Source organism: Sphingomonas anseongensis (assembly GCF_023516495.1).
In the GTDB taxonomy this organism is placed as follows: domain Bacteria; phylum Pseudomonadota; class Alphaproteobacteria; order Sphingomonadales; family Sphingomonadaceae; genus Sphingomicrobium; species Sphingomicrobium anseongensis.
In genome coordinates this window covers 638,804-660,355 of sequence record NZ_JAMGBC010000001.1, presented here as the reverse complement: position 1 = coordinate 660,355, position 21,552 = coordinate 638,804, and the positions used below count along the sequence as shown (strand labels likewise).

The 21,552-nt window shown below is 64.6% G+C and carries 23 protein-coding genes and 1 tRNA gene; 18 read left to right on the top strand and 6 right to left on the bottom strand.

Annotation, left to right across the window (positions count from 1 at the left end; all coding sequences use genetic code 11):
* Position 1 precedes the first annotated feature (1 nt).
* From LZ519_RS03365 to LZ519_RS03350, 4 genes are read left to right on the top strand one after another with little or no spacing between them, the layout of a single operon-like run.
* Positions 2–778, top strand: a complete 777-nt coding sequence (locus LZ519_RS03365) for a F0F1 ATP synthase subunit A (RefSeq protein ID WP_348539375.1) — start codon at positions 2–4, stop codon at positions 776–778.
* Between the two features lie 20 nt (positions 779–798).
* Positions 799–1,035, top strand: coding sequence for a F0F1 ATP synthase subunit C (locus LZ519_RS03360; RefSeq protein ID WP_249867316.1), 237 nt, complete (start codon positions 799–801; stop codon positions 1,033–1,035).
* Between the two features lie 30 nt (positions 1,036–1,065).
* Entirely contained in the window at positions 1,066–1,557 is a 492-nt protein-coding gene (locus LZ519_RS03355; RefSeq protein WP_249867315.1) for a F0F1 ATP synthase subunit B family protein, read from the top strand.
* The gene (locus LZ519_RS03350) at positions 1,550–2,092 is read left to right on the top strand and encodes a F0F1 ATP synthase subunit B family protein (protein WP_249867314.1); all 543 of its coding nucleotides are present in this window, start codon (positions 1,550–1,552) and stop codon (positions 2,090–2,092) included. Before LZ519_RS03355 ends, LZ519_RS03350 begins: the two co-directional genes overlap by 8 nt.
* Here LZ519_RS03350 and LZ519_RS03345 read toward each other — a convergent pair.
* The gene (locus LZ519_RS03345; RefSeq protein WP_249867313.1) at positions 2,089–2,520 is read right to left on the bottom strand and encodes a CBS domain-containing protein; all 432 of its coding nucleotides are present in this window, start codon (positions 2,518–2,520) and stop codon (positions 2,089–2,091) included. The genes LZ519_RS03350 and LZ519_RS03345 overlap by 4 nt on opposite strands.
* A gap of 61 nt (positions 2,521–2,581) precedes the next feature.
* Positions 2,582–4,603, bottom strand: coding sequence for a phenylacetic acid degradation bifunctional protein PaaZ (paaZ, locus tag LZ519_RS03340; protein ID WP_249867312.1), 2,022 nt, complete (start codon positions 4,601–4,603; stop codon positions 2,582–2,584).
* A 46-nt stretch (positions 4,604–4,649) separates the two neighbouring features.
* Here paaZ and LZ519_RS03335 point away from each other — a divergent pair, with 46 nt between their 5' ends.
* Positions 4,650–5,609 (top strand): threonine ammonia-lyase, encoded by a 960-nt coding sequence (locus LZ519_RS03335; RefSeq protein ID WP_249867311.1) that lies wholly within the window; start codon positions 4,650–4,652, stop codon positions 5,607–5,609.
* Here LZ519_RS03335 and paaG read toward each other — a convergent pair whose 3' ends face one another.
* Positions 5,610–6,392 carry a 2-(1,2-epoxy-1,2-dihydrophenyl)acetyl-CoA isomerase PaaG gene (gene paaG / locus LZ519_RS03330; protein WP_249867310.1) on the bottom strand — a complete coding sequence of 261 codons (783 nt, stop codon included), beginning with the start codon at positions 6,390–6,392 and terminating at the stop codon, positions 5,610–5,612.
* A gap of 26 nt (positions 6,393–6,418) precedes the next feature.
* On the opposite strand from paaG, the gene paaI reads away from it, so the two are divergent.
* The 8 genes from paaI to LZ519_RS03290 are packed head-to-tail and all read left to right on the top strand — an operon-like array spanning position 6,419 to position 14,417.
* Positions 6,419–6,844, top strand: coding sequence for a hydroxyphenylacetyl-CoA thioesterase PaaI (gene paaI / locus LZ519_RS03325; RefSeq protein ID WP_249867309.1), 426 nt, complete (start codon positions 6,419–6,421; stop codon positions 6,842–6,844).
* Positions 6,845–6,875: 31 nt separating this feature from the next.
* Positions 6,876–7,856, top strand: coding sequence for a 1,2-phenylacetyl-CoA epoxidase subunit PaaA (gene paaA, locus LZ519_RS03320; protein ID WP_249867308.1), 981 nt, complete (start codon positions 6,876–6,878; stop codon positions 7,854–7,856).
* A complete protein-coding gene (gene paaB / locus LZ519_RS03315; protein ID WP_249867307.1) occupies positions 7,853–8,137 on the top strand; it encodes a 1,2-phenylacetyl-CoA epoxidase subunit PaaB in 285 nt (94 codons plus the stop codon). Before paaA ends, paaB begins: the two co-directional genes overlap by 4 nt.
* Positions 8,134–8,874 carry a 1,2-phenylacetyl-CoA epoxidase subunit PaaC gene (gene paaC / locus LZ519_RS03310; RefSeq protein WP_249867306.1) on the top strand — a complete coding sequence of 247 codons (741 nt, stop codon included), beginning with the start codon at positions 8,134–8,136 and terminating at the stop codon, positions 8,872–8,874. The genes paaB and paaC overlap by 4 nt, the downstream gene beginning before the upstream one ends.
* Positions 8,874–9,947: a 2Fe-2S iron-sulfur cluster-binding protein gene (locus LZ519_RS03305; RefSeq protein WP_249867305.1), complete on the top strand. Its 1,074-nt coding sequence runs from the start codon at positions 8,874–8,876 to the stop codon at positions 9,945–9,947. Before paaC ends, LZ519_RS03305 begins: the two co-directional genes overlap by 1 nt.
* A 40-nt stretch (positions 9,948–9,987) precedes the next feature.
* Positions 9,988–11,187: an amino acid aminotransferase gene (locus tag LZ519_RS03300; RefSeq protein ID WP_249867304.1), complete on the top strand. Its 1,200-nt coding sequence runs from the start codon at positions 9,988–9,990 to the stop codon at positions 11,185–11,187.
* Positions 11,180–13,228 (top strand): alpha-ketoacid dehydrogenase subunit alpha/beta, encoded by a 2,049-nt coding sequence (locus LZ519_RS03295; protein WP_249867303.1) that lies wholly within the window; start codon positions 11,180–11,182, stop codon positions 13,226–13,228. Before LZ519_RS03300 ends, LZ519_RS03295 begins: the two co-directional genes overlap by 8 nt.
* A gap of 1 nt (position 13,229) precedes the next feature.
* Positions 13,230–14,417 (top strand): dihydrolipoamide acetyltransferase family protein, encoded by a 1,188-nt coding sequence (locus LZ519_RS03290; RefSeq protein ID WP_249867302.1) that lies wholly within the window; start codon positions 13,230–13,232, stop codon positions 14,415–14,417.
* On the opposite strand, the gene ygiD is transcribed toward LZ519_RS03290, so the two are convergent.
* On the bottom strand, positions 14,414–15,262 hold the full coding sequence (ygiD, locus tag LZ519_RS03285) for a 4,5-DOPA-extradiol-dioxygenase (RefSeq protein WP_249867301.1): 849 nt from the start codon (positions 15,260–15,262) through the stop codon (positions 14,414–14,416). The two genes, LZ519_RS03290 and ygiD, sit on opposite strands and share 4 nt — an antisense overlap.
* Positions 15,263–15,318: 56 nt before the next feature.
* Here ygiD and LZ519_RS03280 point away from each other — a divergent pair, with 56 nt between their 5' ends.
* Both LZ519_RS03280 and LZ519_RS03275 read left to right on the top strand, forming a co-directional pair.
* A complete protein-coding gene (locus tag LZ519_RS03280; protein ID WP_249867300.1) occupies positions 15,319–16,428 on the top strand; it encodes an AI-2E family transporter in 1,110 nt (369 codons plus the stop codon).
* A 92-nt stretch (positions 16,429–16,520) separates the two neighbouring features.
* Positions 16,521–18,008, top strand: a complete 1,488-nt coding sequence (locus LZ519_RS03275) for an amidohydrolase family protein (protein WP_249867299.1) — start codon at positions 16,521–16,523, stop codon at positions 18,006–18,008.
* On the opposite strand, the gene LZ519_RS03270 is transcribed toward LZ519_RS03275, so the two are convergent.
* On the bottom strand, positions 18,005–19,177 hold the full coding sequence (locus tag LZ519_RS03270) for a DmpA family aminopeptidase (RefSeq protein ID WP_249867298.1): 1,173 nt from the start codon (positions 19,175–19,177) through the stop codon (positions 18,005–18,007). The two genes, LZ519_RS03275 and LZ519_RS03270, sit on opposite strands and share 4 nt — an antisense overlap.
* Positions 19,178–19,196: 19 nt before the next feature.
* Between LZ519_RS03270 and LZ519_RS03265 the strand changes: the two genes are divergently transcribed.
* Positions 19,197–19,273: transfer RNA gene (locus tag LZ519_RS03265), tRNA-Arg, on the top strand.
* Positions 19,274–19,275: 2 nt separating this feature from the next.
* Here LZ519_RS03265 and LZ519_RS03260 read toward each other — a convergent pair.
* Positions 19,276–20,262, bottom strand: coding sequence for an alpha/beta fold hydrolase (locus LZ519_RS03260; protein WP_249867297.1), 987 nt, complete (start codon positions 20,260–20,262; stop codon positions 19,276–19,278).
* Positions 20,263–20,338: 76 nt separating this feature from the next.
* On the opposite strand from LZ519_RS03260, the gene phaR reads away from it, so the two are divergent.
* A complete protein-coding gene (gene phaR, locus LZ519_RS03255) occupies positions 20,339–20,860 on the top strand; it encodes a polyhydroxyalkanoate synthesis repressor PhaR (protein ID WP_249867296.1) in 522 nt (173 codons plus the stop codon).
* Positions 20,857–21,327: a hypothetical protein gene (locus LZ519_RS03250; protein ID WP_249867295.1), complete on the top strand. Its 471-nt coding sequence runs from the start codon at positions 20,857–20,859 to the stop codon at positions 21,325–21,327. The genes phaR and LZ519_RS03250 overlap by 4 nt, the downstream gene beginning before the upstream one ends.
* The last annotated feature ends 225 nt before the right edge of the window (positions 21,328–21,552 follow it).

The window sequence follows — 21,552 nt, the reverse complement described above, 5'->3', positions numbered from 1 at the left end:
AGTGGCGGGCGAAGCGAAGTTCGACCCGATGCACCAGTTCCAGGTGCATCCGATCGTTCCACTTCATATCGGCAATTACGACATCAGCCTGACCAACAGCGGTCTGTGGATGCTGATCGCCCTCGTCGTAATCATCGGCTTCATCGCCCTTGGAATGAAGCGCGAGCTCGTTCCCGGCCGCTGGCAGATGGCGGTCGAGGAATTGACCGGAATGACCGAAAAGATGGCGGGAGCCACGATCGGTCCTGAAGGCAAGAAGTTCGAGCCGCTCCTGTTCTCGCTCTTCTCGTTCATCCTGGTGGCGAATTTCCTGGGAATCCTGCCGTTCGCGATGATTCCGGGCCTTCACCCCTTCGCTTCGACCAGCCACTTCTCGATCACCGGCGTATTGGCGGTGCTCAGCTTCTCGATCGTCCTCATCGTCGGCTTCGCAAAGCACGGCCTGCACTTCTTCACCTTGTTCCTGCCGCCCGGCGTGCCCTGGTACATGCAGGCATTCCTGTTCCCGATCGAGTTGATCAGCTTCCTCGTCCGTCCGTTCAGCCTCGGCCTCCGTTTGTTCGTCGCGATCTTCGCGGGTCACGTGCTGATGGAAGTGTTCGGAAACTTCATCGTCGACGGCCTGAACGGCGGCCCCTTCGGAATGGGCGTCGGACTGCTCAGCTTCATCTTCGTCGTTTTCGTGAGCCTTCTCGAGATTCTGGTGAACCTCATCCAGGCCTACGTCTTCACGCTTCTCACCGCCGTCTATTTGAACGACGCGGTCAACCTTCACTGATTTCAACAAAGGAGTTCGTCATGGATCTTGCAGCAGCCCAGGTCATCGGAGCCGGCCTCGCCGCCATCGGCGTTGGCGCGGCAGCAATCGGCGTCGGCAACGTGTGGGGCCCGTTCCTGGAAAGCGCGGTTCGCAACCCCGCGGCTTCCGACGGCCAGTTCACTCGCGTCCTGATCGGCTTCGCACTCGCCGAGCTGCTCGGCCTGATTGCGTTCGTCGTCGCGATGATCATCCTCTACGCGCCGCCGGCCGCCTAAGCGAGAAGGACCCGCCAAGGCGGACGATCCATGCCCCAGATCAACCAACTTTCCGAGATCTTCCTCTCCCAGCTGTTCTGGCTGGCCCTGGTGTTCGGCATTATCTACTTCGTCATCGGGCGAGGGATGGTGCCGAAGGTCCGGGGCACCGTCAGCGACCGCGAGGCGAAGATCGCGGCCGACCTCAAACGTGCCCAGGATGCTCGCGAGGAAGCCGATCGGACGGAAGCGGACTGGCGAGCCCGGATGAACGAGGCTCGCGCCAAGGCAGCCGAGGTTGAGCAGAAGGGGCGCGCGGCCAGCGCTCGCGAGATCGAGGCCAAGGTTGCCAAGTCCGCGGGCAAGATCACGAAGCGCGTCCAAGATGCGGAAGCAAGCATCCGCAAGGCCGTGGAATCGGCACGCGCCGAGTTGGAGTCGATCGCGGTCGATGCCGCTCAGGACATGGTTCGCCGTCTCGCCGGCATCGAAGTCGACAAGAAGCAGGCCGCCGATGCGGTGAAGGCGAATCTCAATGGCTGAGTTTACGACCGTCCAGGAGGTCCCGAGCGAGACGGGCCACGAGGAAGCGACCGCCTTCGGCCTCGGCCCGGGGTTCTACATAGCGCTTGCGATGCTGGTCGTTATCGGCCTGTTGATGTGGGGCAAGGCGCACAAGATGGTGGCCTCTGCGCTGGACAAGAAGATCGCCGCGATCAGTGCGCAGCTCGCCGAAGCGCAGGACCTGCGCAAGCAAGCCGAGGCGCTGAAGGCCGAATATGCCGCCAAGGGGGCCGCTGCCGAGAAGGAAGCCGCGGCAATGATCGAGCGCGCCCAGCACGAAGCGGAAGCGATGCTCGAGAAGGCTCGCGCGGATGCCGAGGCCCTCGTCGAGCGCCGGGCGAGGATGGCCGAGGACAAGATCGCCGCCGAGGAGCGAGCCGCAATTCAGCAGCTTCGCGCCGCGGTTGCCGAGGCTGCCACCAGCGCCGCCGCCCAAATCCTTTCCGAGCAGGTTACCGGTCAGGCGGATTCGGCGCTGATCGACAAGGCGATCAAGGGCTTCGACGGACGCTAGCCCTGGTTGTGCTGGCCTCCGGGAGCGCTGACTCCTTCGAGAGCCTGTTCCGCGCTCTGATCGTCGGTCTCACGCGCGAGGTCGCCCAGGCTGACGATTCCGCATAGCCGCTCGTTTGAATCGACCACTGGCATCCTGCGGACCTGCGCGCGGCTCATCTTCGCCGCGACGTCCTCGATGCTCTCGTCGTCTCGAGCACACAGGACATCACCGGTCATCAGCTCACGGACCAGCGTATCCGGCCCGTAACCCTTGGCTACTCCACGAACGGCGATGTCGCGGTCGGTGATCATCCCGATCAGGCGATCGCCCTCGCTGACGGGCATCGAGCCCGCATCCTCGCTCAACATGAAGCTGGCGGCTTCCTGCGCGCTCTGGTCGGGACGGACGGTTTTGACGTCGCGAGTCATCACTTCGCTGACTTTCATCGCTTCTCTCCTTTTCCGGGGTCTCGCGATGCAAACGAACGGCTGTGGCGGGTGTTGCGTCCTAGGGCACGTTCTCGGTCAGAAGGTCGTATGTGGCGACAAGTTCGTCCTTCTGGTTGAAGATCTCGACGGCCCAGCGGACCACGCCGGTTTCCTCGCTCTTGAGCGACTTCGATTTGACGGTGAGCTCCACGCGCATCGAATCGCCCGGATAGAGAGGCGTCAGGAAGCGCAGGTTCTCCAGGCCGGTGTTCGCCAGCACAGGGCCCGGATCGGGATCGACGAAAAGTCCCGCGGCGAAGCTCAGGATCAGATAGCCGTGAGCGACCCGGCCCTCGAAGATCGGCGAGGCCTTCGCCGCTTCCTCGTCCATGTGGGCGTAGAATTTGTCGCCGGTGAAATTGGCGAAATGCTCGATGTCCTCGATGGTGACGGTCCGGCTGCCGGTGACCCAGGTGTCGCCGATGGCGAGCTCGCTCATCTTCTGCCGGAACGGGTGGGCGTCGACGACGTGCTTGGGCGCTCCGGCGACATATTGGCCCGTGATTGCCGCAATCATCGCCGGCGAGGTCTGGAGCGCAGTGCGTTGCATGTAATGCTTCACTCCGCGAACACCGCCCATCTCCTCGCTCCCGCCGGCCCTTCCTGGGCCGCCGTGGACGAGGACAGGAAGCGGCGAGCCGTGGCCGGTGGATTCCTTCGCATTGTCGCGGTCGATGACCAGCATTCGCCCGTGGAACGAGGCAGCGCCGCGAACGAAGTCGCGCGCCGAGTCGGCCGAGTGGGTGAAAAGCGACAGCGCCAGGCTCCCCTTGCCGCGATTGGCGAGGGCGATCGCGTCATCGATGTCCCTGTAAGGCATGATGGTGGAGACCGGGCCAAACGCTTCGACGTCGTGCACGGCCGCGTTGTTCCAGGGATCGTCGCTTCGAAGCAGGATCGGCGGCAGGAACGATCCCCCTTTGACCGGGGATTCGGCATTGGGGTCGCCGGCGACGATTCGCGCACCTCCCGCCTCCAGCTCGGCGATCTTTTCCCGGACGTCCTTGCACTGGCTCGCGCTGACGAGAGCGCCCATGCGCGTGTCCTCCGAGCGCGGGTCGCCGACCTTGGTTTGCGTCAGCCGCTCGCCGAGCGCCGCCTGGACGGCGTCCAGATACTCGGCCGGCGCCAGCGCCCGGCGGATGGCCGTGCACTTCTGGCCTGCCTTCACCGTCATCTCGATCGCCACTTCGCGGACGAACAGATCGAACTCCGGCGTCCCCGGCGCCGCGTCGGGACCGAGGACCGAAGCGTTGAGGCTGTCCTGCTCGGCGATGAACTTGACGCTTTCGCGCATCACCACCGGATGCGTACGAAGCTTGTAGGCGGTCGATGCCGACCCGGTGAAGCTGACTACGTCCTGGCCCTGGAGATGGTCGAAGAGGTCGCCGACTCCGCCGACGATTAGCTGGACCGCGCCGGTCGGCAGCAGACCGCTGTCGATCATCACTCGGAACGCGGCCTCTGTCAGGTAGGACGTCGCCGATGCCGGCTTCACGATGGCCGGAACGCCCGCGAGGAAGGTGGGAGCGAGCTTTTCCAGCATCCCCCAGACCGGGAAGTTGAAGGCGTTGATGTGCACCGCCGCGCCCTGGAGCGAGGTATAGATGTGCTGGCCGACGAAGCTGCCCCTTTTCGACAGCGGCTCTAGGGCGCCGTCGAGCAGCACATGCGCGTCGGGAAGCTCGCGCCGGCCCTTGGATGAGAAGGAGAAGAGAGTGCCGGCACCGCCCTCGATGTCGATCCAGCCGTCCTTGCGAGTAGCGCCCGTCTGGTAGCTCAGCTCGTACAGCTCTTCCTTGCGCGCCATGATGGCTAGGCCGAGACCTTTGATCATCCGCGCCCGCTCATGGAACGTCATCTTGCGAAGCGCCGGGCCGCCAACCTCGCGGGAATGTCGGAGCATCGCTCCGAAATCGAGCCCGCCGGAGCCGGCGATTGCCACTGGCGAGCCGTCGATCGCGCTTGCAAGCTCGGACAGGCCGTCGGTACCGGCGATCCAGCGGTCGCGCTCGTAATTGAGCAATTGTTGAGTCTTCATCGCCGCTCCTTAGAAGAAGTTGGCGACGAGCAGGAAGGGGATGCATGTGATCGATCCGGTAAGGCCCATCCCGATCGAGGATGTAGAGGCAGCCCGCGAGCGGATCGCCGGAACCATCCTGCGCACGCCCCTGGTGAAATTGGACCTCGGCCCGGACGGGCCCGACATCCGGCTGAAGCTGGAAAACCTGCAGCCCACGAACGCCTACAAGATCCGCGGCGCGGCCAATGCCGTTGCAATGCTGTCGGACGAGGATCGGGCGCGGGGTGTGTGGACGATCAGCGCCGGTAACGCGGGGCAGGGCGTCGCTTATGCCGCGCGGGCCGCCGGGATTCCCTGTTCGGTTGTGGCAATCGAGACCGCGCCGAAGACCAAGCTTGACCGGATGCGGGCGCTGGGCGCGACGATCGTGCCTGTGTCTTACGAGGAGGCATGGAAGGCGGCGGAGGCACACGCCTTCGAAGGGCTGGACGGCACCTTCGTTCACCCGTTCGACAATCACGATTTCATTGCCGGCCATGGCACCATGGGGCTGGAGATCCTGGAGGACGCGCCGAATGTTCGCACCGTCATCGCTGCGATCGGCGGCGGCGGGCTAATCACCGGCGTCGGAAGCGCGATCAAGGCGCTCAAGCCCGATGTGCGGGTCCTTGGAGCCGAGCCCGAAACCGCGGCCCCTTATGCCTTGTCGCTTCGCAACGGAGAGCCGAGCAAGTTCACGGACTGGCAGGCGAGCTTCGTCGACGGCGCCGGCGGCCAGAGCGTCACCGCGCGAATGTGGGAACGGATGCAGCCGGTCGTCGACGGCTCGATAACGGTGTCGCTCGAGCAGGTGCGCGAGGCCATGCGGCTGATGGCCGACAAGGCACGAGTGGTTTCGGAAGGTGCCGGAGCGCTTGCCCTGGCCGCGGCACTCACCGGAGAGGCAGGCGACGGGCCCATCGTCTGCGTGGTTTCCGGGGGCAATATCGACCTGGCGAAATTCACCTCGCTGGTGACCGCGTGATCAGCGCCCGATGAACTTCGCCGGCCGCTTTTCCAGGAAGGCAGCGACGCCCTCGCGATAGTCTTCGCTGTAGCCGAGCCGGCGCATTTCATCGCGCTGGAGGTCAAGCTCCTGGTCGAGGGTTCGCTCCCAGGTCGTGCGGATGATCTTCTTGATCGCTGCAAGGCCTAGCGGTGGAAGCGAAGCGAGCTTGGTCGCCAGCGCGTTCACTTCGCCGTCGAGCGCGTCGTCGTCGACGCATTTCCAGATCAGCCCCCATTCCTCGGCTTTTTCGGCGGACAGGGGCTCTCCGGTCAGAGCCATCCCCATCGCCCGGGCCTGTCCCACGAGCCGCGGCAGGATCCACGAACCGCCGCTGTCGGGGATGAGCCCGATCGCTGAAAAGCTCTGGATGAACTTCGCCGAGCGTGCGGCCACCACCATGTCGCAGGCGAGCGCGATGTTCGCCCCGGCTCCGGCGGCGACTCCATTTACCCGCGCGATGACGGGTTGCTTCATCGAAGTGAGCATCGTGATGAGCGGGTTCCAGCCCGTTTCGACGGTGACACCTAGGTCGACTGGCTGGTCCCCCGACGCCACCGACCGCTCGTTGAGGTCTTGCCCGGCGCAGAAGCCGCGCCCGGCGCCGGTGAGGACGACGACGCGCGCCTCAGAAGCCTCGGCGAGCGCGGATCGAAGCTCCTCGTGCATTTGCGCGGTAAAGCTGTTGAGCCGGTCGGGACGGTTGAGCGTGACGCGCGCAATTCCGTCATCGATCTTGAAGTCGATGGTCTCGTAATCCATGGCCACGGACTAGCGAAGGAGGGGCAGTGGACGCAAACGAACTCGCGGACCGCGTCGCGCACCAGATGCTTGCCGACGAGGGCACGGGGCCTTCGTGGGGTATTCGCATCGAGGAAGTGCGTGCGGGCTATTGCCGGCTGTCGATGCAGCTACGCGAGGATATGCTCAACGGACATAGGATCGCCCACGGCGGGATGGTGTTTGCTCTTGCCGACACTGCCTTCGCTTACGTTTGCAACGGCCGCAACGAGCGCACGGTCGCCGCCCAGGCATCGATCGTCTTCCTGGGTAGCGCCGAGGCTGGCGAGACGTTGATCGCAGAAGGCGAGGAGGTCGCTACTGCCGGTCGCGGCGGCGTGACCGGGGTTTCGGTGAAAACCTCCAACGGCCGCCCAGTCGCCGAATTCACCGGCTATTCGCGCACCATCGGCGGAGCGGTGATCGAAGTTTGAACGTTAAGCAGGCAGGGACTACATCGAGATCATGTACACGACCGAGCTCCAGAAGACCGCTCAGATCAAGAACCTCGACGATCCGAAGCTTTCGGAAGCGTTCGAGGCGCGCGTCGCTGCCGACGAATTCATCGAGCCGAAGGACTGGATGCCGGAGGCTTATCGCCGGACTTTGATCCGGCAGATTTCTCAGCATGCGCACAGCGAGATTGTCGGGATGCTTCCGGAGGGCAACTGGATCACGCGCGCTCCGTCGCTTCGCCGCAAGGCGATCCTTCTCGCCAAGGTGCAGGACGAGGGCGGACACGGCCTTTACCTCTATTGCGCCGCCGAGACGCTGGGGACGAGCCGTGAGGAGATGATCGAGGCGCTTCACTCCGGGAAGGCCAAGTACAGCACCATCTTCAACTATCCGACGCTCACCTGGGCAGACATCGGAGCGATCGGCTGGCTGGTCGACGGCGCCGCGATCATGAACCAGGTGCCGCTGCAGCGGACCAGCTACGGGCCGTATGCCCGCGCTATGGTGCGGGTGTGCAAGGAAGAAAGCTTCCACCAGCGCCAGGGCTACGAGATCATGATTGCGATGGCGAACGGGACTCCGGAGCAGAAAAGGATGGCCCAGGACGCCCTCGATCGCTGGTGGTGGCCGTCTCTGATGATGTTCGGCCCGCCTGACGAGAACAGTCCCAACACCGCGCAGTCGATGCGCTGGCGCATCAAGCGCGAGACCAATGATGAGCTTCGCCAGAAGTTCGTCGACATCACCGTCCCGCAGGCGGACTTCCTCGATCTCAAGGTCCCCGACCCGGACCTCAAGTGGAACGAGGAAAAGGGTGGCTACGACTTCGGCGCCGTCGACTGGGAGGAATTCTACGCGGTCGTCCGCGGCGAGGGCCCGGTTGCCAAGGAGCGGATGGAAGCCCGCCGCAAGGCATGGGACGACGGCGCCTGGGTCCGCGAAGCCGCAGCTGCGCACGAGGCGAAGCGCCAGGCAAGGAAGGCGGCGTGAGTGGCGACTGGCCGCTCTGGGAGGTTTTCGTCCGCAGCAAGGGCGGGCTTTCGCATCGCCACGTTGGCAGCGTTCATGCTCCTGACGCGCAGCTCGCGCTCTCGCACGCCCGGGACACGTACACGCGGCGGATGGAAGGCGTGAGCCTGTGGGTGGTGCCCTCGAAGGAGATCGTTGCCTCCGACCCTGACCATGCCGGCGAGCTGTTCGAGCCGGCGGAGAACAAGATCTACCGCCACCCCACTTTCTACGACATCCCCGACGAGGTGAAGCACATATGACGGCGCCCGACGCGGCGCGCGTCGACTATCTTCTCAGGCTCGGCGACGATGCGCTGATCCTCGGGCAGCGGCTTTCCGAATGGTGCGGGCACGCGCCGGCGCTGGAGGTTGACCTGAGCCTCGCCAACATTGCGCTCGACCTGGTCGGGCAGGCGAATTTGCTGTTTGGCAACATCGGCGATGCGGACAAGATCGCTTTCCATCGCGACGTGCTCGATTTCCGCAACTGCCTGCTGGTCGAGCAGCCGAACGGCGACTTCGCCCGCACGATGGCCCGCCAGCTGCTGTTTTCGACCTGGCAGCACATGCTTTTGCAACGGCTCGCTTCGTCGACTGACCGATTCCTGAGTGAATATGCGGCGAAGGCGGTGAAGGAAGTCGCCTATCACCGCGAGCTCGCTGCCGAATGGGTGGCGCGGCTCGGCGACGGGACCGAGGAAAGCACGCGCAGGATGGCCGAAGGGCTCGACTGGTGCTGGCGCTTCATTCCCGAGCTGTTCGAGGTCGACGAAACGCTTCAGGCGATCATCGGCAGCGGTGCGGCGCCCGATCCGCGGGACTTCGAGGACGAATATCGCTCCGCGATCGCTGCAGTCCTCGCTGAAGCCAGGCTCGACGCCCCGGCCGAGCAGCGCCCGATCCTGGGCGGGCGGCGTGGGCACCACAGCGAGCACCTCGGCCACATCCTGGCGCCGATGCAATATCTCCCGCGCACCTACCCCGACGCGACCTGGTAATGAGCGCCCACTTCTACCCTCTGCGGGTGGCTGCAATCGTCCCCGAGACGAACGAGGCCAATTCGATCCGCTTCGAAATCCCCGACGAGCTCCGCGATGCCTTCGCGTTCAAGGCCGGGCAGCATTTGACGCTGAAGGCGGAGATCGGCGGCGAGGAAGTGCGGCGCAATTACTCTTTGTGCACCGCTCCGGACGAGCGCGACTGGATGGTCACCGTAAAACGGATCGGCGGCGGCCTCTTTTCCAACTGGGTCGGCGACAATCTCAAAGCCGGCGACACCATCGAGGTTATGCCTCCGCACGGAAGCTTCACGACCGACTTCCCCGCGGCCACGGCGCGTAACGTCGTCGGCATTGCCGGCGGATCGGGAATCACCCCGGTGATGTCGCTGCTGCGGACGCTCCTGAAAACCGAGCCGGAGAGCCGCTTCACCCTGCTTTACGGCAATCGCGATTCCTCCTCGATCATCTTCCTCGAGGAGCTGGCCAGGTTGAAGGACCGCTATCTCGATCGATTCCAGCTCTATCATTTCCTCGACGCCGAAGAGGGCGACGTCGAACTGTTCAACGGGATGCTGAACCGCGAGCGGCTGGACGACGCGATCGAGCATCTGATCGGTGCGCCTGATAGCGTCGCCGACTGGTTCATCTGCGGCCCGGGCCCGATGATGGATGCGGCCGAAAGCTCGCTGATAGACCGCGGGATCCGCCGCGAGCGAATCCACATCGAGCGCTTCACCGCCGACCGTCCGCCGGACACCCTCGTCCGCGAGATGGCCGAACTCCAGACGAAAGCTGCCGGCCTGACTCTCTCCGTGACCCTAGACGGGCGGACCCGAAAGGTACCCTTCACAGAGGGCAATATTCTCGACAGTGCGCGAGCCGCCGGCCTTCCGGCGCCCTTCGCCTGCAAGGCAGGCGTATGCGCGACCTGCCGCGCCAAGGTGACGAGCGGCAAGGTTGAAATGGCTGCCCGCTACGGCCTCACCGACGAGGAGGTTGAGGAGGGCTATGTTCTCACCTGCCAGTCGGTGCCCGACGGCGATGGAGTTGCGGTCGACTACGACGCCTGAGCCTTTTGCGCGGCTGCCGGTTTGTCGCTAAGCCGCTCGCATGTTGGACGAAGCCCAGGTGACCACCCGCTCGATCGCCGATCTTGCACCCGTCAAAAGTGACTCGCTGCTCGCGCTGATCGACCTCGCCAATGCCGACAAGCGGCCGGAAAAGATCGACGTTGGAGTCGGCGTCTATCGCGACAGCAGCGGAGCGACGCCGATCCTCAAGGTCATCAAGGAGGCGGAGAGGCGGCTCCTGGAGACGCAAGAGACGAAATCCTATCTCGGAGGACGCGGCGACGTCCGTTTCGCCGAGCTCCTCGCCCCGATCCTTCTCGGCGAGCATTCCAGCGACGAGCGCATTGCGGGAATCCAGACGCCCGGAGGATGCGGAGCGCTCACGCTGGGCTTCCACCTCATCAAGGCGGCAAATCCGGGCGCCCGGGTGCTGGTCGGCACGCCTACCTGGCCAAACCACGCGCCGATCATTCGCGGCTGCGAGCTCGAGATCGTCGAATATCGCCACTACGACCGCGCTTCGCGTCAGCTCTGCTTCGACGAGATGGCCGAGACAGTGAAGTCGGCGCGCCCCGGCGACGTCGTCCTACTCCACGGCTGTTGCCACAACCCGACCGGTGCCGATCTCGACGCGCAGCAATGGGCAGAGATCACCGCGCTGATCGTCGGTCGCGGGCTGCTTCCGGTAGTCGACATAGCCTACCAAGGCTTCGGCGACGGGCTGGATCCTGACGCTGCCGGACTCCGAGCAATTCTCGACGCCTGCGACACGGTCATCGTCGCGCAAAGCTGCGACAAGAATTTCGGCGTCTATCGCGACCGCGTTGGCTCGGTCTGGATCAAGACGGCAAGCACTTCCTCGACTGCAACGGCGATGGGACACATCCTCCAGATCTCGCGCGAGATGTGGTCGATGCCGCCCGATCATGCCGCCGCTGCGATCCGGATCGTGCTCGACGATGCGAAGCTCAGCGCAGACTGGCGGGTCGAGCTTGACGGAATGCGCGGACGGATCGCGTCGCTTCGCCAGAGGCTCGCCGCCGCTGACCCGCAGTTCGGCTACATCGCCGAGCAGAAGGGCATGTTCTCGATGCTTCCGGTGACCCCGGAGCAGGTTGTGAGGCTTCGCGAGACCCACGCGATCTACATGGCCGACAGCGGCCGCTTCAACATCTGCGGCCTGTCGGACGAGCAGGTCGACCGCTTCGCTTCCGCAGTACTCGAGGCGATCGGTGGCTGAAGCCGACGCGGCGAGAATGGCCGATTCGACGCTGGACTGGAGCCGGGTCGCCCGGCTCGTCCTGACATCGCGCGAGATGGACCGGATCGAGGAACAGGAGCTCGTTCCGCAAAAGAAGGTCCTCTACCAATTCTCCGCGCGCGGCCATGACATGGCGCAGGTGCTTCTCGGGCTGCACGTGAAGGACGGCGACGCGGCCTGCGGTTATTACCGCTCGCGGCCGCTCCTTCTGGCGCTGGGAGTCGAGCTGGCCGACGCCCTGGGGTCAGGAATGGGCCTCGCCGGCGGCTATTCCGACGGCCGTGATATCGGCGTGGTGTTCAACTATCCCAATCCGGGCGGTGCGCACGCTCTTCCGATGTGCGGCGGGGTAGGCGCTCAATATACGCCCGCTGCCGGCTGGGCGCAGGCCATCAAGTATAAGAACGAGGTGCTCAAGGAGGGGCCCGACGACGCGATTGGTCTGGTCCTCGGAGGCGATGCGAGCGCCGCGACGGGTGGATTTTGGTCTGCGCTAACAATTGCCACGACTCAACAATTGCCGCTACTCATCTATATCGAGGACAATGGCTACGGTATCTCCGTTCCGTCCGAATACCAGACGCCGGGCAAGGACATCGCTGCGAACCTCGCAAGCTTTCGCGGGCTGACGATCTTCAACGGCGACGGAACTGAGCCGGAGCAGGCGGCGAAGATGATCTCGGACGCCGTCGCCCACGTCCGCCACAAGCGAGCGCCCGCTCTTCTTCGCCTGACGGTTCCGCGCCTCGAAGGGCACAGCGCGCAGGACACGCAGGCCTACAAGACGGAAGATGAGGTTGCCGCTGAATGGAGTCGCGACCCCCTTCCGAAGCTCAAGGCACAGTCGGGACTTTCCGACTCGCAATGGCAGCAGATCGAGCGCGAAGTCGCGGGCGAAGTCGCCGCGGCCGTCGCCGAAGCGGAGGCTCGCGGCATCTCCGATCCAGAGCGAGTCACGTCCAACGTTTTCTTCGAGGGCGATCTTCAGAAAGTCGGCGGGCGCGCAGGGCTTAGCCTCGATGACGGCGCCACCGACCAGCCCAAGCCCGAGGGACAGCGGATCAACATGGTCACGGCGATACGCCGGACCCTTGAGCAGGAGGTCGAAGCGAACCCGCGCGTGCTTCTGTTCGGCGAGGACATCGGACCGAAGGGTGGCGTGCATGCGGTCACACTCGGCCTGCAGGAGAAGTTCGGTCTGAGCCGTGTGTTCGACACCTCGCTGAACGAGGAAGGAATTATCGGCCGAGCGGTGGGAATGGCGCTGGCGGGACTGATGCCGGTGCCGGAAATCCAGTTCCGCAAATATTCCGAGCCGGCGACCGAGCAGATCCACGATTGCGGCACGATGCGCTGGCGCACGAACAACCGCTTCGCTGCACCCATGGTGCTTCGCATTCCCGGTGGTTTCTTCAAGTGCGGCGACCCCTGGCACAGCCAGACCAACGAGGTGGAGTTCATCCACAATCCTGGCTGGAAGGTCGCCGTCCCCTCCAATGCCGAGGACGCGGTCGGGCTGCTTCGTGCGGCGCTTCGGGGCAACGACCCGGTGATCTTCTTCGAGCACCGTGCGATGTATGATGACGCCTGGGCGCGACGACCGTGGCCCGGCGACCAGTTCGTCCTTCCATTCGGGCGCGCGAAGAAAACACGCGAAGGCGACGCGATCACCATCGTCACCTGGGGCGCCATGGTTCCACGCTGCGAGGCTGCCGCCGAAGGCGTCAGCGCCGACGTCATCGACCTTCGAACCTTGATGCCGTGGGATCGCGAAGCGGTGCTGGACAGCGTCCGCCGCACTCGCCGCTGCCTGATCGTCCACGAGGACCTGCGCACCGGCGGTTTCGGCGCCGAGATTGCTGCCGTCGTCGCCGACGAGGCCTTCCTGGATCTGGACGCTCCGGTGGCCCGAGTGACGATGCCCGACATTCCGAGCCCGCATCACCCGAAGCTCCTCGAGCGGGCTGTCCCGTCCGTCGCTGATATCCGGGCCGAGATCGACCGGCTGGTGGGGTTCTGACGTGATCGAAATCCGGGTGCCGGACGAGCAAGAGGGGACCAAGGCGGTGGTCCGATCCTGGCTCAAGAAGGTCGGCGATGTGGTCGCCGAGAACGACCCGCTGGTCGAGCTCGAGACTGACAAGGTGACTCAGGAGGTGCCCGCCCCGGCCGCCGGCGTGCTTGCCGAGATCGTCCTCGATACCGATGCCGAAGCGATCCCCGGCGCGGTGCTGGGCCGGATTACCACCGACAAAGCGGTTGCCGCAGCGCCGGCGTCGAGCGAACCCGAAGCGCCACCTTCCGTCGAGCGCGCGGCATCTGCGCCCGGAGCGATCGGAGATGCCGAAACCCGCCTTTCACCTTCCGTTCGGAGGGCGCTCCAGCAGCACGGGATCGACCCCTCGTTGATCAAGGGGACCGGGCGCGACGGGCGGATCACACGCGAGGATGTCGACCGGGCCGTTGCGCAGGCTACCGCGACCGGCGTTGGCGAACCCGCCACGGCGCAGCCGCGGCAGACGTCAACGCAGGACATCCCACACGACAAGATGCGGCTGAAGATCGCCGAGAACATGGCTCGCGCGGTCGCCGAGCAGCCGCACGTCACTGCGGTCTTCGAGGCCGATTTCTCCGCTGTCGCGGCCCACAAGGCAGCGTTGGCCGCCAAGGGCGTGAAGCTCAGCTACACGGCGTACATCGTCAAAGCCGCTGCCGAGTCGATGGCCGCAGCTCCGGCGATCAACGGGCGCTGGGAATCGGACCGAATCGCAATTTCGCCGACGATCGACATCGGCGTCGGTACTGCGCTCGGCGAAAAAGGGCTGGTCGTTCCCGTCGTCAAGGATGCCGGAAGCCTCTCGGTCGAGGAGATCGGAGCGAAGCTCGACGACCTGACCCGACGCGCTCGTGACGGCGCGCTCACAGGCGCCGACGTGTCGGGCGGCAGCTTCACCATTTCCAACCACGGAGTCTCCGGCTCGCTCCTCGCGGCGCCGATCATCCTCCATTCCGGCCAGGCGGCGATCCTCGGCGTCGGCAAGCTGGAGAAGCGGGTGGTCGTCAGGGAATGCGATGGGGAGGAGGCGATGGCGATCCGCCCGATGGCCTATGTCACGCTCACGATCGACCACCGGGTCGTCGATGGTCACCAGACAAACGCCTGGCTCACAAGGTTCGTCGAAGTCCTAGAGGGCTGGCCGGCAGCCTAAGTGTTGGTTTCGTCGGGAGGAACACCCTCCGGAATTTCGGCAGCGCCTTCAGTTTCGACGCAGTGAAGGTCCGCCCCCGCGCTGTAGCAGGTCATCGACAGCGACCCCATCGAATAGCCCTTCAGGAACGGCTCCATCGGCTCGCCCGATTCCGCGGCGACGCCGGCTATGTAGAGAAGCGGGATGAAATGGTCGGGCGTCGGCACCGCCAACGCATAGTCTGGATGATCCACCAACTTGAGGATGTCGCCCGGATTGGACCGCAGCTGATCCATCGCGGCGTCGTCGAAGCGCTCCGCCCAGTCGAAAGCCGAATCCGGCTTGTCCCACTCAACCCTCCGAAGGTTGTGAACCACGTTGCCGCTGGCGAGAATCAGGATGTTGCTGTCCCGTAGCGGCGCGAGCTTTCGTCCCAGCTGGACATGATAATCGAACGGCTTCAGCGCATTGATAGAGAGCTGGACGACTGGAATGTCCCTGTCCGGATAGACGTGCACGAGGACGCTCCACGTACCGTGGTCGAGCCCCCACTGGTCGCGGTCGAGACCGCACCAGACAGGCGCAAGCGCGTCCGCCACCTCCTGCGCCACATCGGGCGCTCCTGGGGCGGGGTATTGAACCGCGAAGAGCTCGGGCGGGAATCCGTAGAAGTCGTGAATCGTGCGGGGCCGCTCCATGGCTGTCACGGCAGTGGCTCCGAAGAACCAGTGCGCGGAGATGACGACGATCGCGCGGGGCCGAGGCAGTGCCTTGCCGACCGCCTTCCAGCCGCGCGTGAAGCCGTTGAGCTCGAGCGTGTTCATCGGGCTTCCGTGGCCGATGAAGATGGCGGGCATCCTGCTCATCGACTCCCCCTAACACATGGGACGGCATACGGTCGCAGACTGGATTCCTTCCGCGGGTGGAACAGTCTGCGGGGCAGGTGCGCTACAGTCCGGCAAATCCGGCGGAGTTCGAGGTGGCTGAGAAGAAAGAGGTGCCCGGCAATTCGGAGTTCGTACGGCGGACGTTGATCGTCCTCGGTCTCGTCGCGCTCGTATTCCTCGCCTGGCAACTTCGAACCGTCATCGTGCTGTTGTTCGGGGCGGTGGTCGTGGCGACGATCATCCGAGCGATCGCCGATCCCTGCACGAACAGGCTGCGCGTGCCGGAAGGGCTAGCGGTTCTTCTGGCGGTTCTGGTCATTGTTGTTCTTGTTGGCGGCGTTGGCTGGATGCTCGGCAACCAGATCGCGGCGCAGACAGAGACGCTCGCAGATACTTTGCCTACGGCGTTCCGGACTGTTGACGGATGGCTGGCGAACCTTGGGCTTGCCCATCCAATCCAGAGCTGGCTGGCCGAACTGCACCAGCATGGCGGAGCGCTCGTGTCGCGGTTCAGCACATGGTTGTCGGACGCAAGCACGGGACTCGCCAACCTGCTGATCGTATTCTTCGGCGGAATCTTCCTCGCCGCGGAACCTCGCTTCTACCGGACCGGTGTGATCAAGCTTGTGCCGCCGCATCGGCGAGCACTCGTTGCCGACGCGATGCGCGATTCCGAGAACGCCCTGCGTCTCTGGCTCCGGGGCCAGCTGGCAGCGATGCTGGTGATCGGGGTGATGACGGGGGCGGGGCTGTGGCTGCTTGGGGTAGAGTCCTGGCTAGTTCTTGGAATCCTTGCCGGCTTCCTCGAATTCATCCCCTTCGCCGGGCCGATCCTGTCCGCGATTCCGGCGATCCTGATCGCTCTCGTCCAGAGCCCTGAGCTCGCACTGTGGACGGCGCTGATGTACGTCTTCGTGCAGCACGCCGAGGCGTACCTCATCCAGCCGCTCATCCAGCAATATGCTGTCGAGGTGCCGGCCGTCGTCCTGCTCTTCGCTCTTCTCGCGTTCGCGGTTCTATTCGGGATCATCGGCGTTATCTTCGCCGCCCCGCTCACCGTGGTCTGCTACGTCCTCGTCAAACGGCTCTACATCGTCGAGGCGCTTGAGACGCCGACGCCAATCCCCGGCGAATACAAGAAGTAAGGGACCGGGGTAGAACCCCTCCCTCCGCCCGGCGGGCTTCACTTCCGCACCTGGATCGTGCTTTTAACGGGGCGCTGACAGGGGAGTGGCATGTGAGAGCTCGACATTGTCTGGCGGCGGCTGCCGCGCTTCTGACCGCTGGCACGCTGTCGGCCGCACCAGTGCTCGCTCCACCGGTTGCTCCGGGAGCGGACGTGCAGCCGTTCGTACGCGTTCCGTCCGGACGGATCGCCATCACGCACGTTCGAGTGATCGACGGCACTGGCGCTGCGTCCGCCGAGGACTGGACCGTCCTGATCGACGGAGCCCGAATTGCTGGAGTTCAGGCGGCGAGCGATGCCGTGCCGGACGGTTACCGGGCCATCGACGCGACGGGGAAGACTCTGATCCCCGGCATCGTCGCGATGCACAACCACATGTTCTACATCGCGCGGCCGAACCTCACGCCCGAGGGCCGGGCCGACGATCCACTTGTCGTCCCGCAAATGACGTTCACCGCGCCGCGCCTCTACCTGGCGAACGGCGTGACGACGATGCGGACGACCGGGAGCGTCGAGCCGTACGCCGACCTCAACGTCAAGGCGCAGATCGACGCCGGGGCGATGCCCGGGCCGCACATGAACGTCACCGGCCCGTATCTGGAAGGCGCAAACAGCCCCTTCATCCAGATGCACCAGCTGCGCGATGCCGACGATGCCCGCCAGACGGTCGCGTTCTGGGCCGAGCAGGGCGTCAATTCCTTCAAGGCTTATATGAACATCACCCGCGCGGAGCTTGGTGCAGCGGTCAAGGAGGCGCATCGGCGAGGGCTTAAGGTCACCGGACACCTCTGCTCGGTCACCTATCCCGAAGCTGCCGCGCTCGGCATCGACGACCTGGAGCACGGCTTCTTCGTCAACACCCAGCTCGATCCGGGAAAGACGCCTGACGTGTGTCCCGACACGGGCGGAACACCGACACTGATCGCGATGAAGCCCGGAAGTTCTGAGGCCAACGCGCTGATCAAGCTGCTCGTCGACCATCGGGTCGCCGTGACCTCGACTTTGCCGGTGTTCGAGCAGAGCCTGCCGCTTCACGCGCCGCTGAACCCAAGGGCGATGGCCGTGCTGACTCCGGAAGCGCGCAACGACTATCTCTACCTTCGCAATCTCGCCGCGACCCGCGGCGGCAGCGCTCGAGGCGAGGCGTTCCGGGAGGCTTACAATAACAATGCGGGCCTGGAGCGTCAGTTCGCGATGTCCGGCGGTCTTCTCATTGCCGGGCCCGACCCGACCGGAAATGGCGGCGTGATCCCCGGCTTCGGCGACCAGCGTGAGATCGAGCTTTTGGTTCAGGACGCCGGGTTCAGTCCGGTCGAAGCAATCCGAATCGCCACCCTGAACGGCGCGATCTTCATGGGGCTCCAGGATCACATCGGCTCGATCCAGGCGGGCAAGATCGCCGACCTGGTGCTGATCGATGGCAATCCAGTGGCGGCAATCACCGACATCGAGAAGGTGGACACCGTCTTCAAGGACGGCGTCGGCTACGACAGCGCCAAGCTGCTGGATTCAGTGAAGGGCCGCTACGGCCAATATTAGCGGCGAGTGCTGCGGTAGAGCTTCAGGACGTCGTCGACGGGCAGGGCGTCGATGTGATGGCCCTGGTCCCCATCCATCGAGGTCGCCGCGAACATGGAGTTGATCGCGGCCTCCTCGGCAGCCTCGACCGCGGCTTCGAAGAGAGGTGAAACCTGGTCGTTGGGCAGGTCGACGATCGCACTCGGCTTTGCCCGCCGCTCTGCCGTCCGCCGCACATCCGCATTTGTCGAAAAGGCGATCGCATACTCGCCCGAGCCATTGGTCATGGGCGAGCCCGTCCGGGCGATACCGAGGAGTCCGCGATGGGCGAGCCGCTCCAGATTGCGGTCGGAAAGTGGGGCATCGGTCGCGATGACGACGATGCAGGATCCGTCTCCGCTAGCCTTCGATAGCTCGTCCTTGAGAAAGTATTTGCCGAGTTTCTGCCCGACCGGAGTTCCCGCCACCTGAAGCACGCCCCCGTAATTGGTCTGGACCAGCACTCCGACGGTCCAGCCACCCAAACTGGCCGGAAGCTTGCGGGAGCTTGTCCCGATCCCGCCTTTCCAGCCGAACGCGATGGTGCCCGTGCCGGCGCCGACCGAGCCTTCCTGGACCGGGCCAGTTCTCGCTCCCTCGATCGCCGCAATCGTGTCGGAGGGCTTCACGCGCCGGGCGCGTATGTCGTTGAGGTAGCCGTCGTTGGTCTCGCCTACGACCGCGTTGACCGAGCGAACCTGCTCGTTTCCCGGCTGCCTAAGCGTCCACTCAACGGTCCCCGCCGCTGCTTCGGGCACGTTGAGCGTGTTCGTAAGCAGGATCGGCGTTTCGATCTCCCCGAGCTCCTTCACCTGCGTCGATCCCATGAACTTGCCGTAGGCATTGCCGACCGCGAAGCCGGCGGGGACCTTGTCCTGGTACAGATTTCCGCCATGCGGCAGGATTGCCGTCACGCCAGTTCGGATGGACGTTCCTTCGACGATCGTAACCTGGCCGACCTTCACTCCGGCGACGTCCGTTATGGCGTTCAGCGGCCCCGTGGAAAGGATGCCGAACGTGATACCCGCCTCGCGCGCACGCGGCCGATGATCCGCGGCAGAGGCGGCGCCAGTCACGAGGATAGCGGCAAGAAGGAGCAGGCTGCGCATTGTGCAGTCATCGCGCGCGACCTTGTCGGGCGCAACCGCCATCGCTAAGTCGCGCCTCCAAGCACCCGTAGCTCAGCTGGATAGAGCGCTGCCCTCCGAAGGCAGAGGTCACAGGTTCGAATCCTGTCGGGTGCGCCACTTCACTTGCCAAGAAAATCCGCCAGCGCCTCGTGCAGCTTTGCTCGCGCGGAGCCGACGATCATGCCCACATGGCCGGAATCGATTGGGATCGCTCGACCTGCCGGAGCCGTCGCGGCGGGCGTGATCCGGTCGTTTGACGCGGTAATGTTGAGAAGCGGGCAGGTGAGGCGATCGCTCATTGCCTTGCCGGCCACGCGCCACTGGTTGCGACCGGGCAGGTCGCTGCCGAACAGGTCTTCCATCAGTTCCCGGGCGGCAGGATAGGGCAGAGGCTCGCCTTCGTTCGCCCAATCCTCGAGTGCGACGAAACGTTGCGCTTCCTCGCCATCGGGCGGAAGCTCGGCAAAGCGCGCGAACTTCGTGACCGTTCGCTTGGGATCGAGCGACCAAAAGGCGCTTTGAAGCACTTCCATGGGAAGCACGTGCAACTGCTGCGCTGGAGGCTTCGCGCTTTCCCAAAGCTGCTGGAGCGGCTCGCGCGCTTCGAGAGGGTATCCGCCGAAGCGCCAGGGCGCGGCCAGGGTGACGACGCGCTCCACCGCTACCAGGTTGGCGGCGGCGATCGCCATAGTCCCGCCGAGGCAATAGCCGAGCAGCGCCGGGGGCTCGCCCAACTCCCCGATCAGCGTCGTCAGACTTTTCTCGACATGGTTGCTTACGCTCATTCCGGGCCGCCTGGCCGCCTCCCCCCAATCGACCAGAAGCACTCGGCGGCCCATTGTGCTGAGGGCGCCGGCGAGTGACACATGCTCGTCGAGGTCGAGGATGCTGGGCGGGTTGATCAGCGACGGCACGAGCACCAGCGGCCGTCCGGACCCGCCATAATCGCGAAGCGTTACGGCGCCCGCCGTTGCGACAGCCGGCCTCGGATCGCGCTTCAACAACCGGGGTGCCTGTTCGTACTTGGCCAGCCCGTCGAGCGCTTTCCCCGCCAGCTCCGGATTGTCCTGCGACACCATCCGAACAAGCTCGAGGAACAGCGGCAAAGGGCGGGGCGCGCGCTTTTGTTGCACCGCACACTCGGCGTCTGTTACTCTGTCGGTTCGATCATCGGAGCGGTTCATGGGCAAATCTGGCGGCAAGGTGACGATCAAGAAGTACGCGAACCGGCGGCTTTATGACACCGAAAGCTCGGCCTACATCACCCTCGACCGACTGGCGGAGATGGTCCGCGAGGGCCGCGAGTTCGAGGTCATCGATGCGAAGTCCGGCGAGGACATCACCCGCCAGGTGCTGACCCAGATCATCGTGGATGAGGAATCGCGCGCCGGATCGACGATGCTTCCGGTGAACTTCCTCAAGCAGATCATCGGCCTCTATGGCAATTCGATGCAGGGCGTGGTGCCGCAATATCTCGAGGCGGCCATGGACGCGTTCAAGCGCAACCAGCAGGCGCTTGGGCAGGCGTTCAGCGGAAGCAGCTTCGCCGACCTGGCAAAGCAAAACATGTCAATGTTCGAGGGCGCGAGCAGGGCATTCACCGAGACGGTGAAGAAAGCCGCGCCGGCATCCGAAAAAGAGCTCGACGAGCTTCGCGCAGAGCTTGCGAAGCTCCAGGAAAAAGTCGAACGCCTTAGCAAATGAAGACAGCCTTGTTTGCGTTCGCGGCAGCATTGCTTCTGCCGCTGTCCACCTCTTCGTCCGCTCAGGCCCCGGCGCCGATTGACCTCGAGTCCGTTCAGCCGATTGCAGGGCAGTGGGTTTATCGCTCTTTGCCCGCCGCTACCGAGGCGGACTTCGTCGACGCTGCTGGAACAGTCCGGCTGATGATTCGGTGCAACCGCGCCGGGCGGACCGTCTCGCTGATCCGAACCGGGGTAGCGGCCGCCGCCCCGACCTTGAGCGTTTGGACAACCTCGGCCTCGCGCAGCCTCCCGTCGAGCTTCCAGTCGACGAAAGAGCTGACGGCGACTCTGGCTGCGACGGATCCCTTGCTTGACGCCATCGCCTTCAGCCGCGGCCGTTTCGCAACCGGTGCAGCCGGAGCGCCGATGGTCGCGGTGCCGGTCTGGGCGGAGCTCAGTCGGGTGGTGGAGGATTGCCGAAGCTGATCGCGGGCGAGTCGTTTCGCGAAGTCAAACAAGATCGCCCAAACAAAGCTTCAATACAAGACTTGTGCTGAAGCCGATGGCGGCCGATGTTCGCTCTAGCTTCAACGCAGCGAAAGGAGGTGATCCGATGTCTCATGGTTCAGCACAGAGGTCGGAAAGGGGTGTCCGTCGGTAATCGCTGAACGGACGGCCGTCACTTCCGGCCGCTGACCATGTTCGAGGGGA

Excerpts from the sequence above, each read along its gene's own strand:
- LZ519_RS03360 (WP_249867316.1), top strand. The coding sequence starts at position 799 with ATGGATCTTGCAGCAGCCCAGGTCATCGGAGCCGGCCTCGCCGCCATC.
- LZ519_RS03355 (WP_249867315.1), top strand. The coding sequence starts at position 1,066 with ATGCCCCAGATCAACCAACTTTCCGAGATCTTCCTCTCCCAGCTGTTC.
- LZ519_RS03350 (WP_249867314.1), top strand. The coding sequence starts at position 1,550 with ATGGCTGAGTTTACGACCGTCCAGGAGGTCCCGAGCGAGACGGGCCAC.
- LZ519_RS03345 (WP_249867313.1), bottom strand. The coding sequence starts at position 2,520 with ATGAAAGTCAGCGAAGTGATGACTCGCGACGTCAAAACCGTCCGTCCC.
- paaZ (WP_249867312.1), bottom strand. The coding sequence starts at position 4,603 with ATGAAGACTCAACAATTGCTCAATTACGAGCGCGACCGCTGGATCGCC.
- paaG (WP_249867310.1), bottom strand. The coding sequence starts at position 6,392 with ATGGATTACGAGACCATCGACTTCAAGATCGATGACGGAATTGCGCGC.
- paaA (WP_249867308.1), top strand. The coding sequence starts at position 6,876 with ATGTACACGACCGAGCTCCAGAAGACCGCTCAGATCAAGAACCTCGAC.
- paaC (WP_249867306.1), top strand. The coding sequence starts at position 8,134 with ATGACGGCGCCCGACGCGGCGCGCGTCGACTATCTTCTCAGGCTCGGC.
- LZ519_RS03305 (WP_249867305.1), top strand. The coding sequence starts at position 8,874 with ATGAGCGCCCACTTCTACCCTCTGCGGGTGGCTGCAATCGTCCCCGAG.
- LZ519_RS03300 (WP_249867304.1), top strand. The coding sequence starts at position 9,988 with ATGTTGGACGAAGCCCAGGTGACCACCCGCTCGATCGCCGATCTTGCA.
- ygiD (WP_249867301.1), bottom strand. The coding sequence starts at position 15,262 with ATGAGCAGGATGCCCGCCATCTTCATCGGCCACGGAAGCCCGATGAAC.
- LZ519_RS03270 (WP_249867298.1), bottom strand. The coding sequence starts at position 19,177 with ATGGCGGTTGCGCCCGACAAGGTCGCGCGCGATGACTGCACAATGCGC.
- phaR (WP_249867296.1), top strand. The coding sequence starts at position 20,339 with ATGGGCAAATCTGGCGGCAAGGTGACGATCAAGAAGTACGCGAACCGG.
- LZ519_RS03250 (WP_249867295.1), top strand. The coding sequence starts at position 20,857 with ATGAAGACAGCCTTGTTTGCGTTCGCGGCAGCATTGCTTCTGCCGCTG.